This is a genomic window from Pedobacter africanus, from assembly GCF_040548825.1.
GTDB classification, from domain to species: domain Bacteria; phylum Bacteroidota; class Bacteroidia; order Sphingobacteriales; family Sphingobacteriaceae; genus Pedobacter; species Pedobacter africanus_A.
In genome coordinates, this window is the sequence record NZ_JBEPSL010000001.1 from 286,067 (window position 1) to 303,791 (window position 17,725).

General features: G+C 43.7%; 11 protein-coding genes. 10 read left to right on the top strand and 1 reads right to left on the bottom strand.

The genetic code is table 11. The annotated features are described in order from the left end of the window. Positions 1-6 precede the first annotated feature (6 nt). The 8 genes from ABIE26_RS01175 (at position 7) to ABIE26_RS01210 (ending at position 10,240) form a co-directional block, all read left to right on the top strand. Positions 7-1,212, top strand: coding sequence for a TlpA family protein disulfide reductase (locus ABIE26_RS01175; RefSeq protein WP_310140997.1), 1,206 nt, complete (start codon positions 7-9; stop codon positions 1,210-1,212). Between the two features lie 186 nt (positions 1,213-1,398). Then, complete coding sequence (locus tag ABIE26_RS01180) at positions 1,399-1,968, top strand: RNA polymerase sigma factor (RefSeq protein WP_310140996.1); 570 nt, start codon at positions 1,399-1,401, stop codon at positions 1,966-1,968. A gap of 55 nt (positions 1,969-2,023) precedes the next feature. Further along, a complete protein-coding gene (locus ABIE26_RS01185) occupies positions 2,024-3,142 on the top strand; it encodes a FecR family protein (protein ID WP_310140994.1) in 1,119 nt (372 codons plus the stop codon). Between the two features lie 247 nt (positions 3,143-3,389). After that, positions 3,390-6,896, top strand: a complete 3,507-nt coding sequence (locus tag ABIE26_RS01190) for a SusC/RagA family TonB-linked outer membrane protein (protein WP_310140993.1) — start codon at positions 3,390-3,392, stop codon at positions 6,894-6,896. 10 nt (positions 6,897-6,906) lie between these two features. Beyond that, positions 6,907-8,256 (top strand): RagB/SusD family nutrient uptake outer membrane protein, encoded by a 1,350-nt coding sequence (locus ABIE26_RS01195; RefSeq protein WP_310140991.1) that lies wholly within the window; start codon positions 6,907-6,909, stop codon positions 8,254-8,256. 36 nt (positions 8,257-8,292) lie between these two features. Then, a complete protein-coding gene (locus tag ABIE26_RS01200) occupies positions 8,293-9,573 on the top strand; it encodes a TlpA family protein disulfide reductase (RefSeq protein ID WP_310140989.1) in 1,281 nt (426 codons plus the stop codon). Between the two features lie 125 nt (positions 9,574-9,698). Continuing rightward, complete coding sequence (locus ABIE26_RS01205; protein ID WP_310140987.1) at positions 9,699-9,896, top strand: helix-turn-helix domain-containing protein; 198 nt, start codon at positions 9,699-9,701, stop codon at positions 9,894-9,896. A 212-nt stretch (positions 9,897-10,108) separates the two neighbouring features. Beyond that, a complete protein-coding gene (locus tag ABIE26_RS01210) occupies positions 10,109-10,240 on the top strand; it encodes a response regulator transcription factor (protein ID WP_409035662.1) in 132 nt (43 codons plus the stop codon). 62 nt (positions 10,241-10,302) lie between these two features. Here ABIE26_RS01210 and ABIE26_RS01215 read toward each other — a convergent pair whose 3' ends face one another. Further along, the gene (locus ABIE26_RS01215) at positions 10,303-11,556 is read right to left on the bottom strand and encodes a hypothetical protein (RefSeq protein WP_310140986.1); all 1,254 of its coding nucleotides are present in this window, start codon (positions 11,554-11,556) and stop codon (positions 10,303-10,305) included. A gap of 134 nt (positions 11,557-11,690) precedes the next feature. Between ABIE26_RS01215 and ABIE26_RS01220 the strand changes: the two genes are divergently transcribed. Together ABIE26_RS01220 and ABIE26_RS01225 are read left to right on the top strand one after the other, a co-directional pair. Next, complete coding sequence (locus ABIE26_RS01220; protein WP_310140984.1) at positions 11,691-14,012, top strand: GH92 family glycosyl hydrolase; 2,322 nt, start codon at positions 11,691-11,693, stop codon at positions 14,010-14,012. A gap of 18 nt (positions 14,013-14,030) precedes the next feature. Continuing rightward, positions 14,031-17,633 carry a glycoside hydrolase family 3 C-terminal domain-containing protein gene (locus ABIE26_RS01225; protein ID WP_310140983.1) on the top strand — a complete coding sequence of 1,201 codons (3,603 nt, stop codon included), beginning with the start codon at positions 14,031-14,033 and terminating at the stop codon, positions 17,631-17,633. Positions 17,634-17,725: the final 92 nt, after the last annotated feature.

Consider the following 17,725-nt stretch of genomic DNA (forward strand, 5'->3'; position numbering starts at 1 on the left):
TGAATTATGAAAAATTATATAAAATATTTATTCATCTGCTGGATGCTATTCAATACTGTAGTATTAAATGCGCAGGAACGAAAACTCGCTATTCAAAATGTGATCCAATGGCAAAAAAATCACACGCTATTGGATGGGAAGAGCGAACTGCCTATTAAAAAGTTTGGATCCAAGCTGGTGTTGCTCGATTTTTTTACGACTTGGTGTACCTCCTGTATTGCGTCCTTTCCGTTTATGAATGATCTTCAGGTGAAATTCAAAGATCAGGTGCAGGTGCTGATGGTAACGCCCGAAAGTAGGACTGTTGTCGAAAAGTTTTTCAGTAAGAACGATTATGTGAAAGGGAATAAGCTACCGATTGTGATAGAAGATAAATGGTTTAGTGGATCTTTTCCGCACAAGGGTGTACCACATGTGGTGTGGATTTATAAAGATACCGTGATAGCTATTACGGGCAAAGATATGGTCACTTCGGACAATATTGAAAAGGTTTTGGGCAAAAAAGATATTACCAATTGGCCGGTTAAAAATGACTTTGCGGTTGATTCTGCCGTAGTTGGGGGTTCACAGCTGGAAGATAGTTATATTTCAAAGTTTGGATTCTACAAAATCGGCTATCCGCTTCAGTATCGGATCGACACTTCAAATCAAAAATTAACCTATCACATGACCAATGTGGATCCGATACCCGCTTTGCTTTATGTTATTGGCTTGGAAAAGAAATTGCCGCTGATGAAAAAGGAACGTATTATATTGAACGTCCGTAATCTGGATAGATTTATTAATGTAGACAGTATTCCAAAATCTTTTTGGCTACAAAAAAATGCCTTTTGCTTTTCCTCGGATTGGCCAACTAGCATGGAATCTTCTAAAAGGAATAGTGCTTTACTCACAGAACTTGCTAATCGTTTAAATATTCACGCGACTTATGAGCATCAAAAAGCTAGGGTATGGCTAATCAGACCCGATCCCCAATTAAAAAATAAAGTTCAATCCGGTGATATTGAAATAGGTAACTGGAAAACACTCTTGGAAATCGCTAATCCCGATTTTCCACCATTGATCATCGAAGGAGTACCTTTAATTACAAGAGTTGCATCCCAATTCGCGGTCAATGATTTAGTGAGTTTGAAAAAAGCAATGGAAAGTAATGGCTTCTCAGTAGAAGAGGTCGAGAGAAAAATTGAATGTCTGGTTATTTTTGATAAATAGTGTAAACAAAAGAGGATGTCAAAGGCATCCTCTTTTAAAGTTCAGAAATAGCTTTTGTCTTATTCGTAATACTATAGAGGAGCATACAACTTAATATAAATATCCTTGATATTTTATACTTATTTGCAGGAAATGCATTAACATTGTTGTGATATGTTGAAAATTTCCCTGAGCGCAAATAAGTAAATGTTACCTTACCGCACATATTCCGATCAAGAACTTCTTGCTTTGTTGAAGCAGGGTGATCAATATGCTTATACTGAAATTTACCATCGGTATGAAGAGGTCGCTTATGTGTTTACCTACAAACGTATTGGGAATAAGGAAGACGCCAGAGACATCCTGCACGAGGTCTTCTTGTATTTATGGGAACACCATGAGCAAGTGGTAATCATTAAAGGAATACTGCCTTTTATTTTTACTGCCGTAAAGAACAGGATATTGAATAGAATTAAGCATCAAAAGGTTTCTGCGAGATATTTGGACGCTTTCCAAAATTACCTTGAGTTTAGCGAAGACAGTGCTGATCATCTCTTAAGACACAATGAACTTACCACTCTGATTGAAAAAGAGATTGCTGCTCTTCCTCGTAAAATGAGACAAGTATTTGAACTCAGCCGTAAAACAGAATATAGCCGCAAGGATATAGCCGCGGAATTAGATCTTTCGGAAGAAACCGTTAAGAGTCACATGCACCATGCGCTTAAGATTTTGAAGTCTAAATTAGGCTCTAAAAGTTTTCTCATTTTTTTTTAACCCTTTAGGCTTTGTAAGTTGTCATGTAAGTGAATTGCCCCAATAGGCAAGCTTTATGAATAAAAAGAATGCAAAGGAGTTAATAGGTAAATACAAGGCAGGGCAGGAAACTCCCGAAGACTTAGCCCTAATTGAGGAATGGATTATGCTTGGCAAGGTGCGTGACCTGGATTTGTCTGATGAGGAAATTCAGATTGAATTAAACCAGATCCGAAATGGATTGCCTCTGCATTACAAAGCCCAAAAGCTAAACCTTTGGCCACGTAGAATAGCAGCGATTGCAGCAGCAGTTACGGTAATTACTATGACTTTGTGGTTGTATTATCCTGTTAGCCCAGCTGGTGAGTCTCCCGGCGCTTACCACTATGCAAATGATGTGGAACCAGGAAAGAATAAGGCGACCATTACTTTAGCTAATGGTAAAACAATTGCACTTAATGATACAAAAACAGGACTGATTATAGGTGCTTCGAGTTTGATGTACAATGATGGTAGTGCTGTTCTAACCCCTTCATCGCAAGAAGGTGAAACAAAGCAATCTGCTCAAACCATCAGCACACCACGAGGTGGTACCTATCAAATTACCCTATCTGATGGGACTAAAGTATGGCTCAATGCAGATTCAAGGTTAACTTATGCTACTGTCTTAAATGCTGGTGGAGAGCGGAAAGTGGTTCTACAGGGTGAGGCGTATTTCGAAGTAGCAAAAGATAAAAAACATCCTTTCATAGTGAGTAGCGATCAGCAGGAAGTTAGAGTGCTGGGTACTCATTTTAACATCAACAGTTATGCAGATGGTGGTGGTACTAAAACCACCCTTTTAGAAGGGAGTGTGAGGGTATCAGGAACAGGCGGAAGAAAAATCCTGAAGCCTGGGTATGAGGCTGTAAACACAGGTGCAAACATAGAAATTCATAAAGTGGATACCCAGGCAGCTATCGCCTGGAAAAACGGAGAATTTATTTTTGATAATGAAAGTCTACACAGCATCATGCAAAAAATAGCCAGGTGGTACGATGTTGACATTGTGTATGAATCTGGGGTAAATACTGCGCAGACTTTTGGAGGAAAGGTGTTACGGAACAAGCCAATTTCTGCAGTTTTGAGGAGTATGCAATCAACTGGTAAAGTTGTATTTAAAATAGAAGGGAAAAACGTAACCGTAGGGAAATAATCAATAGAAATATCAATTCAAACTAAACTATAAACATGGAAATATTTTACAAAAACGGCCCATAGCAGATGCTTTGACAAGAACGAAGCCGAAAGTGCTTGCTACACTTCCGGCTAAATGTTCAGGTTAACCTGGTTAACAATGTGACTTATAAAACAAGTAGAACCCAAACAATTCAAACATAATGATTTTTTACAATATAGACCAATGCCGGCCTCGAGCTGGCATGGCTAAAATTTTGTTGGTAATGAGGCTAATTGTAGTACTATTAACAACCGCTATTTTACAGGTCAGTGCCAGTTCCTATGGCCAGAATGTGAGCATAAAAGAGACTAATGTTAGGCTAGCAAAGGTGCTGGACGAAATTAGAAAACAAACTGGCTACGATTTTTTTTATAGCCAGGGCATGATGGAAAATTCCAATCCAGTAACCGTCAATCTAAATCAGGTGAGTATTGAAAAAGCCCTTGAAATTTGCTTTAAAAACCAGCCGTTAAGTTATACGATAGAAAATAAAATTGTAACGGTTAGGGAAAAGAAGCCATCGGTGGTGAATGAAATCCTGAATTCAGTTCAGAATCTGTTTCGGGCGATTGACGTGCGGGGTACCGTTGTGGATGAGAGAGGAGAGCCGTTACCTGGAGCAACAATTAAAGTAAAGGGAGCAAATCAGCGAGCCGTAACTAATGCTAAAGGTGAGTTCTATTTGCAGAATGTAGAGGAGAACGCTGTACTGATCATTAGTTTCATGGGGTATCAGAATAGGGAGATACTTGCAGCAAAGGAGATCGGCGCGATTAAGCTGGTTTTAAGTACAGATAAGCTGGAAGAGGTAGAAGTGGTCTCCACAGGATATCAAAAGATTCCGAAGGAACGAGCGACGGGGAGTTTTGAATTTGTGGATAATAAATTACTCAATCGCAAAGTATCCACCGATTTTGTAAGCAGGCTGGAGGATGTGGTACCCAGCATTTCTTCAATGAAAGTATTTCCTGAAAATAAGGGTGTACTGCTGGGGATCAATGTGCGGGGGATGAGCACGATGAACTCCAATGTATGGCCTTTGGTCGTCATTGATGGTGTTCCCTATCCCAACAACTACGACATCTTTAACGGAAACTTTATGAATATCAATCCCAATGATATTGAAAATGTCTCCATTCTAAAAGATGCAGCTGCTTCTTCGATCTGGGGAGCACAGTCGGGCAATGGGGTGATTGTTATCACGACAAAGAAAGGTGCATTTAACCAGCCATTCCAGCTTTCTTTTAATACCAATATGACTGTAGGGCGGAAACCCGATTTATACTATTATCCGCAAATGCGCTCCTCGGATTATGTCGATCTAGAAAAGTACCTGTATGATCAGGGATACTGGACCAATCGTCTAGATCAGTATAGCATCGCGCAGACGCCTGTGATCCAGTTGATGAAAAAGATCCGGGATGGTCTTATCAACCAGCAGGAGCTGGATGCTGAACTGGTAAAGTTAAAAGGCATCGATATGCGCGATGATTTTACCAAATACTATTATCGTCCTTCGTTCAATCAGCAGTATAACCTGCAATTGACAGGCGGCAACCAAAAGATAAATACGCTCTTTTCGGTAGGGTGGGATAAAAATAAGAGTAGCCTCATTACTTCTGATTACGAACGGATGACCTTACGGAACCGGACTGAATTTAACCCGGTCAAAAATTTAAATCTTTCGCTTGCCCTTACCTATACGGAGTCAAAGCGAAAGCAAGCGATGTTGAATTCCTCAGGTTATGAAGGGGTAGGGCGAGGTTTTGGAAATTATCCGTACCTGGATCTTGCCGATGAGCAGGGGAATCCTCTTGTGGTGGATGCGGTACCCTTCAACCCAATTTTTAGGGATACTGTCGGCGGCGGGAAGTTGCTCGACTGGAAGTATAGACCATTGGCGGAAATCAATGAGACCGCCGACATCCTCCGTGTGAAGGAAACTTTCTTGACCTTCGGTGCGAATTATAGACTCACCGACAATTGGAAAGTGAATGGATTGTTGTCTTATCAATATCAGTTTGAACCCAACGATGTATGGCGGGGTATAGGCAGCTATGAACAGCGCAGTACGCTAAACTACCATGCTACCTATGATCAGGATAATGTGACCTGGGTCGTACCCTATGGCGATTATATGAATAAAATGGATCGCCAAAACCAGACACTTCAAGGGCGGTTGCAACTTGAATTTGATAAGCAATGGGGCGACAAACACCTTGTTTCGGCAATAGCGGGCTACGAGGTCCGTCAGGTAAAAAGTGATATGAGCATGAAAATCCTCTGGGGTGTAGATCCAACTACTTTGTCTTTTCAGACCATGCCCTACGGGATACCTATTAAGGCTTTGAATGGTAAGGATGGTACGAAAACACTGGTGGACTTTTCAACCATGGAGGCGACCAATTACCGGTATATCTCTTATTTTGCTAATGCCTCTTATACCTATGACAATCGTTATACAGTAAGCTCGAGTGTACGGAAAGATGCCTCCAACCTATTTGGTGTGAAGAGTAATGATCGTGGCCAACCTTTTTGGTCTGTCGGCGCCGCATGGAATCTGCATAAGGAGTCATTTGTAGATGCCGAGCTTATTCAGTTGTTGCGCCTGAAGGCTACTTACGGCTATAATGGAAATGTCAACAATAGCACCTCAGCCTACCCGATTATATACAAAGAGAATGCTCCGCATTATATCACTGGGCTCAACTATGCGACCATGCAAAGTCCGCCAAATCCAAACCTGCGCTGGGAGCGGGTAGGGATGGTTAATCTTGGACTAGAATTTGGAATATTGAATAACAGGATTTCTGGATCTTTTGAATACTATCAGAAATATCCAAAGGATCTCATCACAACGACACAGGTAGATGCGACCACTGGCTTTGGGCTTTTGAATGTCAATGGTGCGGATCTGCTCGGAAAAGGGTTGGATATCAATCTGGTGACAGAAAATATCCGATCGAAACAGTTTTCATGGCGGACAAACGTTGTTTTCTCCTACAACCGCACACGGGTGAAAAAGTCGTATATCGACAATGCACGTGGAGTCGATTATGTTACTGGCCCTTATGGTATGTTAGTCACGCCTATTGAAGGTGCTGACCTGTATAGCCTGTTGACCTACAAATGGGCGGGTCTGAATCCCGAGACGGGGGCTGCGAGGGGTTATGTAAATGGTGTAATATCGGAGGACTATAGCAATATTGTCTACAACACAACAGTGGATGCCTTGGAAAATCATGGTTCACTCAAACCGGTTTCTTTCGGTTCACTGCGCAATACCTTCGCTTATAATAATCTGGAGCTGTCATTTAATGTCGTCTTTCAGCTCGGACATACCTTTCAGCGGATAAGTTTTCAGAATGAAAGTTTTATCCTGGAAGGAATGGGCCACAATGACTATACGCTGCGCTGGCAAAAGCCAGGTGATGAGGCTAGAACAGACGTGCCGGCTTTCCGATATCCAATAGCCATGAGCGAAAGCCGTTTTTATGCAAACTCTTCGGCATTAGTTGCCAAAGCGGATTTTATAAAACTACGTGATATTCAGTTGTCTTATCAGTTTCGCAAACTTGGCCGTACGCCGATAAAAAACCTGCGTATATACGGCTACTTGCAAAATATTGGGATGCTCTGGAAAGCCAATAAATGGGGAATAGACCCCGAATATGGCCGTTATACGCCCGAACCATTATCCCTTGCATTGGGAGCTAGTTTTAACCTTTAATGATAGATAGATGAAACCAATAAAGCTAATTTTTCCGCTTGTCCTACTATTCGTCGGTTGTTCAAAATATTTGGATCTAAAGCCCGACAACAGAATGGCTGTACCACAGACACTCGCCGACTGCGAATTGCTACTGAATGATTACAGCACCATGAATACCGGATTTCCCTCGCTCGGGGAGAGTGGTACGGATGATTTTTTTATAGAGCCGGGAAACTACGAAGCGCTTACAGATATGGACGAAAAGAATGCCTATATCTGGTCAAACGAGCCTGTGTTAAGTGACTTCCAATGGCAGAGCACTTATAAGGTGGTCTTTGTCAGTAATCAGATCTTAGCCGTATTGGAAACTCTGCCACAGAAATCTGGCAATGACTATAAAAAAGTATTCGGGGCTGCGCATTTTTACAGGGCTTTTGCTTTTCACCAGATCGCCGAAGTTTTTTGCTTGCCATATGAAGAGTCAAAGGCTTCAGCTGCTTCGGGTATTCCTATACGCACTAGGCCATCACTGGAAGGTAATTCGCTGCGGTCAGATCTTAAGACTTCTTATGAGCAGATTATAGCTGATTATAAGATAGCAGCTGCAAATCTACCTGTGGCCGAAAATAAAAAAGGTAGACCTGCAAGGGCAGCGGCTTATGCTGCTCTAGCAAGGGTATATCTAGGCATGCAACATTACGAAGAGGCATATAAATATGCGGATTCGTGTTTGCGGCTCCAGGCTCGACTGATAGATTTCAATACATTGAATGCCAGTGACGAATTTCCGATCCAGCGGTTCAATACAGAAGTGCTCTTTCCGGCCACGACAGGCTATTCTGATCTGATGCAGTATTATTATGCACGCGTCAGCCCTGAGTTGTATGAAAGTTATGCCGATGCTGATCTTCGAAAGACCATCTTTTTTGAGCCCAGTTATACCGATGTGAGCACTTATAGTATTACGGCGTCCTATGACAATTATCCATCAGGGATTTTTATAGGGCTGACCACCAGCGAGGCCTATCTGATCCGGGCAGAAGCTGCTGCACGCTTGGGGCGAAATACTGTTGCGCTGGATGACCTGAATACGTTATTGAAAAACAGGATGGAAACGGCTGCCTTTCAGGCGGTCACTGCGGATGACCCTCTTGCACTGCTACGGATTATACTGCTGGAACGCCGGAAGGAGCTGGTCGCAAGAGGACGAAGATGGGCTGATCTCAAACGGCTCAATATGGATAGCAGATTTGCAAGGGAGCTGACTCGTCGTGTAAATGGTAAGACCTTTACCTTGAAGCCTGGTAGTTTAAACTATGCGGTACTGATTCCACAGAAAGTGATTGACCTGACTGGCATGGAACAGAATAAACGCTAATAAATAATTAATTAAAGACATTGAGAAAAAAGTATCATGAACAAACTAAGAATATACACTGCTATTTTAACGGGGATAATCTTATTCCTCCTGACGGCCTTTCAGGCAAATGGACAAATCAGAGCGTTGAAGGTGGGGGACAGAGTTCCTGCTGGAATGGAGCATCGCCTCTTAAACTATAAAAGTGCAAAGGTAAATCTTGATGAACTACAGGATAAGGTCGTTATACTTGATTTTTTTGATACATACTGTAGTAATTGCATTGCAGCGATGCCAAAGCTTCAGAAATTGCAGGATAAACTGGGGGATAAGTTGCAGATCATTGTCGTCACCTGGCAGGATAGTGCTACGATAACCAAATTTTTTCGTACAAACCAATATTTGAAGGAAAACAAGGTCAAGCTGCCCATTATCGTCTCGGATACGTTATTGTCAAAGCTGATTGTCCATAAGGGCCTACCGCATGTGGCCTGGTTATATAAAAATAAAGTAGCGGCAATCACCTTTGCAGACTTCTCTAAGGCTGAGCACGTAGAGCGTCTCTATCAGGAAGGGAAAATCCAGCTGCCACTGAAAAATGACTTTGAAAGCAATGAGCCTAAGACTGCCTTGGGATGGAACGGGGCTATTGCAGATAAGGGTGGATCGGTATTAACGGGTTATAGCGATGGTGTGCCGGAGCGCGGATTTACAATCTATCGGGATACAATGGGGTATGGAACCTACGGCACGATAAAAAATACGCCTATACTAGCTGCTTATATCTCTATTTATACCAAGATTAGAAAGCCTAAGTTTTTGTTAAATAAAGAGCGGATAGCATGGGAGGTAGCGGACTCTAGTAAATACAGTTATCTTTCGGATAAACTATCTTCCCGTGAATGGCTATTGGAGCATGGTATATGCTACGAACGCAAAATCATGCGTAATGTGGATGACGCGGAATTTTCGAAAAGCGCACTGGAGGATCTGAATCAATTGCTGGGACTGGACGTGTATTGGGATGAAAGGATAAAGGATTGTCTGGAGCTAAAAAAACTGCCGGCTAATAAAGTAAAGAGACAAATAACAATCTCCGATAAGAATAACATGAAAAGTGAGGATAAATTACCAGTGGAGGGAACTGATGTGTTGGCTTTTGTAGTGGATATGGCAAAAAAATATCCTCCTTGTATTGATCTAGCAAAAACGGATATTAAAATGGAAATAGGACAGTTTAGAACGCTGGAAGAGCTGAACCAGCAGTTGGCAACGTATGGGCTTGTCATCAGTAAAGGCAGGCGTGCGATTGAAGTGCTTGTGGTCTCAAAGAAATAAATCTTTTTAGCATATTCATCGTAAAATAAATTGCTTCTTGTTTTTCGTTTTTTAAGCCTATTAAAGGCTGGCCTTTTCTGATGTAACCTTCAATATTGCCTATTTTACCACTTATAGCACCAAAGATGCCGTTAAATGCCGTTATTCATCATAAAATAAAGGAATTGAACATTACACAGGCAAAGCTTGCTGATTTACTGGGTATTGGAACCTCTAAGTTATCTCAAATACTTACCGGCAAAAGAGAGCCAGATGTTCCATTTCTAAAAGCAGTTCACTCGAAACTGGGAATCAGCGGTGATTTTTTACTGGAAAGCGTATAAAATAGATATTGGCGGCTTTCCTTTCAGACTATGGGCTTAAGCTGCAAAAGTACTTTAACGGTCTGGCGGGGTACTCCTTTTGCCAGACCGTTTTTTACCCTTTGAACTTTTGTCTCCCAAGTTTACCATGTTAGTAGGCGTATTACTTATGTTCCTTTTTCTCATCACTAAGATCGAAAGAGAATATGTGATTACTGCAACCGCAAGAAAAATTGCCGATTAAAAATATTGCCGAGGGGCTGAGTAGCGGGGAAATAGCTGATAAATTATTTATTGCCGAATCAACGGTGAAACAGCACAGGAAAAATATTTTAGCGAAGGCTGAATGTAAAAATACCGTGTAGCTGGTTAAAACCTGCATCTTACAGGGCTTAATTTAGCCTGTCGCCACGCGCCCGTGTAGAAATTATTCATCAAATGAAGTCTCATAAACCACTTCCCGATTCATATTCAATAGCCTGAAATTGTCAATTTCTCCTGCGCCCTTGAATTTGCATTTGATCCCTTTTACATTTCCTATGGGTTCATGGTACCTGTTTTTATAAACCGATTTGCCGTCAATAAATACATTGACCCTTTTATTGATCACCTCGATACGTACTTTTTTCCATTTGGAAAGATCGATACTCAGGGGGCTAAGGTCGTGAAAATTCCCATTGTAATGGATTTCTCCGAAATCGAAAGAGGCAAACTGTGCACATTTGGGTTTCACTAATTTAACGCGGCCTGTTTTAAATTCGCCAAGGTATTCCACACTGCTGTCAAAACAATCAATGCCGCCATTTTCAGGATCATTCCTGATGTCCAATTCGATGATCAGATTATCGCCGTCTATATTAAAGTCTTTGATGTTCCGGTAATCTGTCCAGTAATCTTCAACGGGGTCCAGGCCAATGTTGCTTAACCGGTCTGAACGGAAGGATAAAGCTCCCTTGTAGTGGAATAGGCTGGTATCACCAACCAGTACTTCTTTTTGTCCCTGCTGTACCACACATTTCCAGCCATTAGACACCACCTGAACATTCTGAGCAGCCAGCACAATGCCATCTGCAAGTAGCTTTAAGCGGTAGTTATCCGGAAGCTTAAAGAAATAGGTAAATTCTCCTTTTCTGGTAACCAACGGACGAAAAAGACCGTAATCAAGATCAATTGCCGCACTGTTGTACCTGGTTGCTTTTAAGTCGTATCTGATGGCAATATTATTAGGAACGATTGTTTTAATGGTCAGCTCGGCTGAGGCTCGCTGTGATTTCCAGACCAGGTAGGCAGTGATACACAACAGAACGATTATTACCGGGAGTAGCCAGTTCAGGAAACTGAACCGCCTGGCAGGCTCCGACTTGTTTCCGGTACTAAGCACTTCAGGCTGTTCCCTATTTTCAATGGCATCACTCCGTTTAAAATCTGCCCAGGTGCGGAAACCCAGGTAAAGGGCCAGGGCATTTTTTGTGGCCATCTGAGGTTCATAATAACCCTCAGCATCCGGAACCTGGCGGATAATTCGTTTTAAAGTTCTTATGCTGATAGACACTTTTGTACTCTCAAAGATCTGGTCACTCAGATTTTTGAAGTCATAATCTACCCAATCCTGGGTTTTTCCCCAATCTACTTTCTGTTCTATAAGGGCAATGCACCTTAAAATGTATGATCTGTTATCCAATTTGTCTCTAGTTAATTAGCTCGTACAGAGGTGGTTTTTGTTCTGCATGTCTATGCCTCATTTTGTCCGTAACAGGCAACAGCATTGCAGTGTAAATTTAAAAAATCAAAGTAAAAACCAAGTTATAAATCTTAATGCAGAAACCAGAATTTTTTAAGTTTAGGTATTACATAAAGGCAACATTTTTATGTTACTCCTTTTTTGCCATCCAGTTCAGCAATTTAAAAGCACAGGAATTTACCAGATATGTAAACCCTTTGATCGGTACTGCCATCAGTACTACAGAAAGTGCCAGGTTGCACAGTCAGGACGGGTCGGAACTGAGGGGGCAGACCTTTCCTGCGGTAGGTGTGCCAAACGGGATGACCAGCTGGACCCCTCAAACCCGTGCTACGGAAAGAAAATGTGTGGCACCTTACTATTATGAAGACCAGCAGTTGCAGGGTTTCAGGGGCAGTCATTGGCTCAGCGGTTCCTGTACCCAGGATTATGGTAGTTTTACCATTATGCCCATGGCGGGGCAGCTGGAAACCGATCCTGTAAAGCGGGCTTCGCGATTCAACCATAGCGGGGAACAGGCCAGACCTTACAGCTACCGGGTAAAACTGGAAGATTACAACATCCATGCAGCGATGACCGGGCTCAGCCATTCGGCCCTGCTTAATTTTACCTTTGATGGAAAGCAGGAAGCCTGGATTGTTGTAGAGCCCAATAGTGATGAGGGGCTGGGTTTTGTACAGATTGATGCGGCAAAAAGGGAGATCAGCGGTTACAATCCTGTATACCGGATTTACCAGGGCCAGGGCAAACCGGCAGGCTTTAGTGGCTACTTTGTAATGGTATTCGACCGAAGTTTTGCTGCACAGGGCACCTGGAACGGTGGGACCATTAAAAAGGGCGTTGCACAGGAAAAAAGTACCGGCAATGCTGTGGGTGCTTTTGTTAGGCTGTCTTTAACCAGGGGCAACCTGGTTAAAGTAAAAATAGGTACGTCTTTTACCAGCATGGAACAGGCCCGGAAAAACCTGTCTGCCGAGATACAAGGCTGGGATTTTGTGGCTCTGGAGCAACAGGCAGCTGCAGCCTGGAACAAAGAACTTTCCAAAATTAAAGTAGAAGGTTCCGCAAAAGATAAAGTGAATTTTTACACCGCGCTTTACCACAGCAAACTGTTGCCAAGGGAAGTGAGTGATGTGGATGGCAGTTACAATTCATTTGCCCGTTCCGGAGGTATACAAAAGGCAGAAGGGTTTAAATATTACGACGATTATTCTTTATGGGATACCTACCGCGCTCTGCATCCCCTCCAGTTGTTGCTGGAACCCGGGCGTACAACTGACATGGTTACTTCTCTGTTGAAAAAAGCCGAACAAGGTGGATGGCTCCCTGTTTTTCCCTGTTGGAACAGTTATACCTCGGCCATGATCGGAGATCATGCCATTGCCATGATTGGAGATGCACTATTGAAAGGGATTAGCCTGAAAGATGCCGAAAAGCTTTACCAGGTGATGCGCAAAAATGCTTTTCACGTGAATGAAGATTCCCTGAGCTATAAAGATGGCCGTGGCCGCCGTGGCCTGGCTTCTTACTTGAAATATGGTTATGTCCCGCTGGAAGATGCGGTGCCGGATGCTTTTCACACCATGGAACAAGTATCCAGAACACTGGAATATGCCTATGACGATTATGTGCTGGGCCGTGTGGCCGGTATGCTGGGTAAAAAAGAAGACCATCGGCTCCTGATGAACCGTGCGATGAACTATAAACGTGTGTTTGATACCAGTACGGGGTATGTGCGGGGGCGTTATGCCGATGGCAGATGGATAGCATCTTTTGACCCTTTTGCCCTCCGTTCCAGCTTTATTACCGAAGGCTCTGCATTTCAGTATACCTGGTATGTACCACAGGATGTACCAGGTTTAATGGAACTGATGGGGGGCAGGCAGCAGTTTATAAAGCAGCTGGACCTATTGTTCGATAAAAGGCATTATTGGCATGGCAATGAGCCCGGGCACCAGAGTGCTTACCTGTATGTATATGCCGGCGCACCTTGGAAAACCCAGCAAAGGATCAGAAATATCATCAAAGAAGAATACAGTATCGGGCCGGGCGGGCTTAGCGGAAACGAAGATGCGGGACAAATGTCGGCCTGGCTGGCCTTTGGTATGATGGGTTTTTATCCTGTTTGCCCGGGAAACACGGAATACATCATCGGTACTCCTTCCTTTTCCAAAATGAGCCTGTCTCTGGACAATAATAAAACTTTTAACATCATTGCCCAAGGGCTGTCGGACCGCAATTTTTACATCCGGAAAGCGGTGCTGAACGGAAAACCGCTAAACCGGGCTTATTTAACTCATGCAGAACTGTTGAGGGGAGGTACATTACAGCTTTACATGAGCAGCAAACCGAACCTGCAATGGGCTAAAAATGTATTGCCAACACAAATGAATTAATTAAATATTTATCAAATTATGAGAGTCAGCTATTTATTATGGAAAGCTTGTTGCTTGCTGCTTTTTTGCTTTCCTTGCTCCCTTTCGGGGAAGTCTGGTCATGCCGGGCCCGGGAAAGTCTACAACATCCTCTCTTATGGGGCAAGGCCAGACGGGCAACAGGTGAATACCAGAAACATTCAACAAGCCATAGACGAATGTGCCAGAAACAAGGGGGGAAGTGTAGTCGTACCTGCCGGAAAATTTGTAACGGGTACGTTGTACCTGAAAAGTAAGGTGAACCTGCACCTGGAAAAGGGAGCGACCCTTTCCGGAAGTACCGATTTAAAGGATTACCCGGTAAACCCTTCTAAAATATTTGAGGGTGAAAACAAGAACCTCAGCCTCATTTTTGCAGAAAATGCAAACAACGTATCCATTTCCGGTACAGGCGAGATTGACGGCAATGGCTGGCACGCAGTGTTCGCACGTTTCGACAACAATCCCAGACGTCCGAAAATCCTGCTCTTCCTGGGCTGCAAAAATGTATCGGTAAGCGATATTACGCTCAGAAATTCAGCCTTCTGGGTACAGCATTACCTGGGCTGCGACCAAGTGAACATCAATGGTATAAAAGTATACAGTCATGCCAATTTCAATAATGACGGGATTGACATAGACAGTAAAAACGTGACCATATCTGATTGTATCATTGATACCGATGATGATGCGCTTTGTTTTAAAAGTGATACGCGCTTCCCCTGTGAAAATGTAAAAGTGACCAATTGTGTATTATCCAGTAACTGTAATGCTATCAAAATGGGAACGGCTTCTTTCGGTGGTTTTAAAAACATCAGCATCAGCAATTGCGAGATCAAGCTGCCTTCAGAAGACAAATTTCGCAACTGGAGCACAAAAATTACGGGCATCAGTTCAGCCATTTCCACGCTCTCGGGTATCGCGCTGGAAATTGTAGATGGCGGTGCGATGGATGGGATCAGCATTTCGGACATCAATATGATGGGGGTACAGACGCCCATTTTTATCAAGTTGGGTAACAGGAGGCCTGGAAAAGACAAGAACGGGAACCCGGTTCCGGGCAGTTTAAAAAATATATCGATCCGTAACATCCAGGCTAAAAGTAATAGTTTGATGAGCAGTTCGATTACAGGTATGCCGGGGCATGAGGTTAGCCAGATCAGACTAGAGAATCTGAGTTTTAAAACCCCCGGAGGGGGTACCAGAAAGGATGCCGAAAGGATTGTGCCTGAAAATGAAAAAGACTATCCGGAAAACAGAATGTTCGGCTTTAGCTTGCCGGCCAGCGGTTTTTATGTACGTCATGCCAGTCAGGTAAGCCTGAAGAACGTTAGCTTCCACAGCCTTACAAAAGACGAGCGCCCCCTGTTCTTTTTTGACGATGTGAAAAACAGCAGCCTGAACGGTATCCATATTCACACACCGACCGGAGGCTTCTGCTCATTTGATGCGGAGCTGAAAAGTAAAACTGGGAAATTACCCGTTTTTACCGGATGGAAAGATCTGAACGGCAACCAGAAAAAAGATGCTTACGAAGATCCGAACGAATCCATCAACAGCCGGGTCAAAAACCTGCTGAGCCTGCTGAGCCTGGAAGAAAAGGTGGCCACCATTCACGGCAGTTCTACTTTTACCTCAGGTGGGGTAGCCAGGCTGGGCATTCCGCCCATCAACATGTCTGATGGACCGCACGGGGTGCGGCTGCGTCCTTTGCCTGGCAAAAAAGAAATTGAAGGTTCGGTTACTTATCTTCCGGTAGGCAATGCCCTGGGTGCTACCTGGAACACGGAGCTGGGCTATGCTTACGGAAAAGTACTGGGCCAGGAAGCCCGATACTGGGGAAAAGATATCTTGCTCGGGCCGGGTGTCAACATCATCCGTACACCCTTAAATGGCCGTAATTTTGAATACCTGGGAGAAGACCCTTTCCTGGTATCGAAAATGGGACTGGGTTACGTAAAAGGTATCCAGGACCAGGGCATTTCGGCTTGTGTAAAACATTTGGCTGTAAACAACCAGGAATTCAAGCGAAACTTTGTAGATGTACAGGTTTCTGAACGTGCCCTGCGTGAAATTTACCTGCCGGCATTCCGGGTTGCGGTAGAGGAAGGTGGCGTGCACACCATTATGGGTGCTTACAACAAGCTAAGGGGGCAATATTGTACGCATAACGATTATCTGATCAATAAAATATTGAAAGGTGAATGGGCATTTAAAGGAATACAGATCAGCGATTGGGGAGCGGTACACGATACGATGGAAGCCCTGATGAACGGCACGGACATTGAAATGGGGACACCAAAAAAATATTTTATGGGCGATACAGTGGTGCAGCTGGTAAAATCCGGTAAAGTGCCACTTGCGGTTATTGACAATAAGGTGGAGCGCATCCTGGGCATTATGTTCAAGACTGGGATGTTCGACAACAGGGATAAAGGCAGCATCGAAGTGGAAAAAAACCAGGCTATGGCGTTAAAGATTGCGGAAGAAGGTATCGTTCTCCTCAAAAACAACAATAAGGTGCTACCTTTTAAAGCAGAGCAAATCCGTTCAGTAGCGGTGATCGGCGCACTTGCCGATTATACCCATCACGGCGGTGGCGGCAGTTCAAGAGTGCCGGCAAGGTACGAAGTAACACCACTTCAAGGATTAAAAAAGTTGCTGGGCAATAACGTTCGGGTCCAATACGAACCCGGATACCTGATCCAGAAGGATTATCGTGCCAACGCTTTGAGAATTGCCGATGCCGTAAAAGCCGCTAAACAAGCCGATGCGGTTGTGCTGGTTGCCGGTTGGATTCATGGTTATGGCGAAGGCATGGAGCAGGAAAAGAACCCCGCATATGATGCCGAAGGAAAAGACAAGCAAGATCTCATCTTACCTTTCGGACAGGATGAACTGATTGTGGAAGTTTTAAAAGCGAACCCTAACGCTGCAATTGTACTGGTTGGCGGTGGTGCTATGGACATGCGTAAATGGGAGCCGCAGGCCAATGCCATGCTCGAGGCTTGGTATCCTGGCACGGAAGGCGGGCGGGCAATTGCCAATATCCTGTTTGGCAAGGTCAATCCTTCCGGGAAACTACCGGTCACTTTCCCTAAAAAGCTGGAAGATGTGGCTGCACATGCACTGGGCGATTATCCGGGCGACTCAAAAACATTTAATCTGGTTTACCATGATGACCTTTTTGTGGGGTACAGGTACAACGATACCTACAAGGTTGCGCCACAGTTTGCTTTTGGTCATGGCTTATCTTATACCAACTTTGCCTATAGTAATGCCAGCTTATCCAGAAAAGCGGAGGAACTGCTGCTGAAATTTACCTTGCGCAATACCGGCAAAACAGCCGGGGCAGAAGTGGCCCAGGTGTATACCAGTTATCAGCACCCGAAAGTGACCAGGCCCCTAAAGGAGCTGAAAGCTTTTAAGAAAGTATTGCTGAACCCGGGCGAGTCCAGGGAAATTGTACTCAGCATCCCGCTGGCTGAGCTCCGTTATTACAATGAAAGCAAAGGCTACTGGGAACTGGAACCGGGATTGGTGCAGGTCATGATCGGTAGTTCATCGGCCGACATCCGTCTGGAACAAAAAATAGTGCTTTAGTGATAAAAAACACCGGATAAGGGGTATTCCGCGTGTGTTTGCCTGTCTTTGTCCGGCGTTTTTTTTAATTATGTCCCTAATTTAGTTTTCGA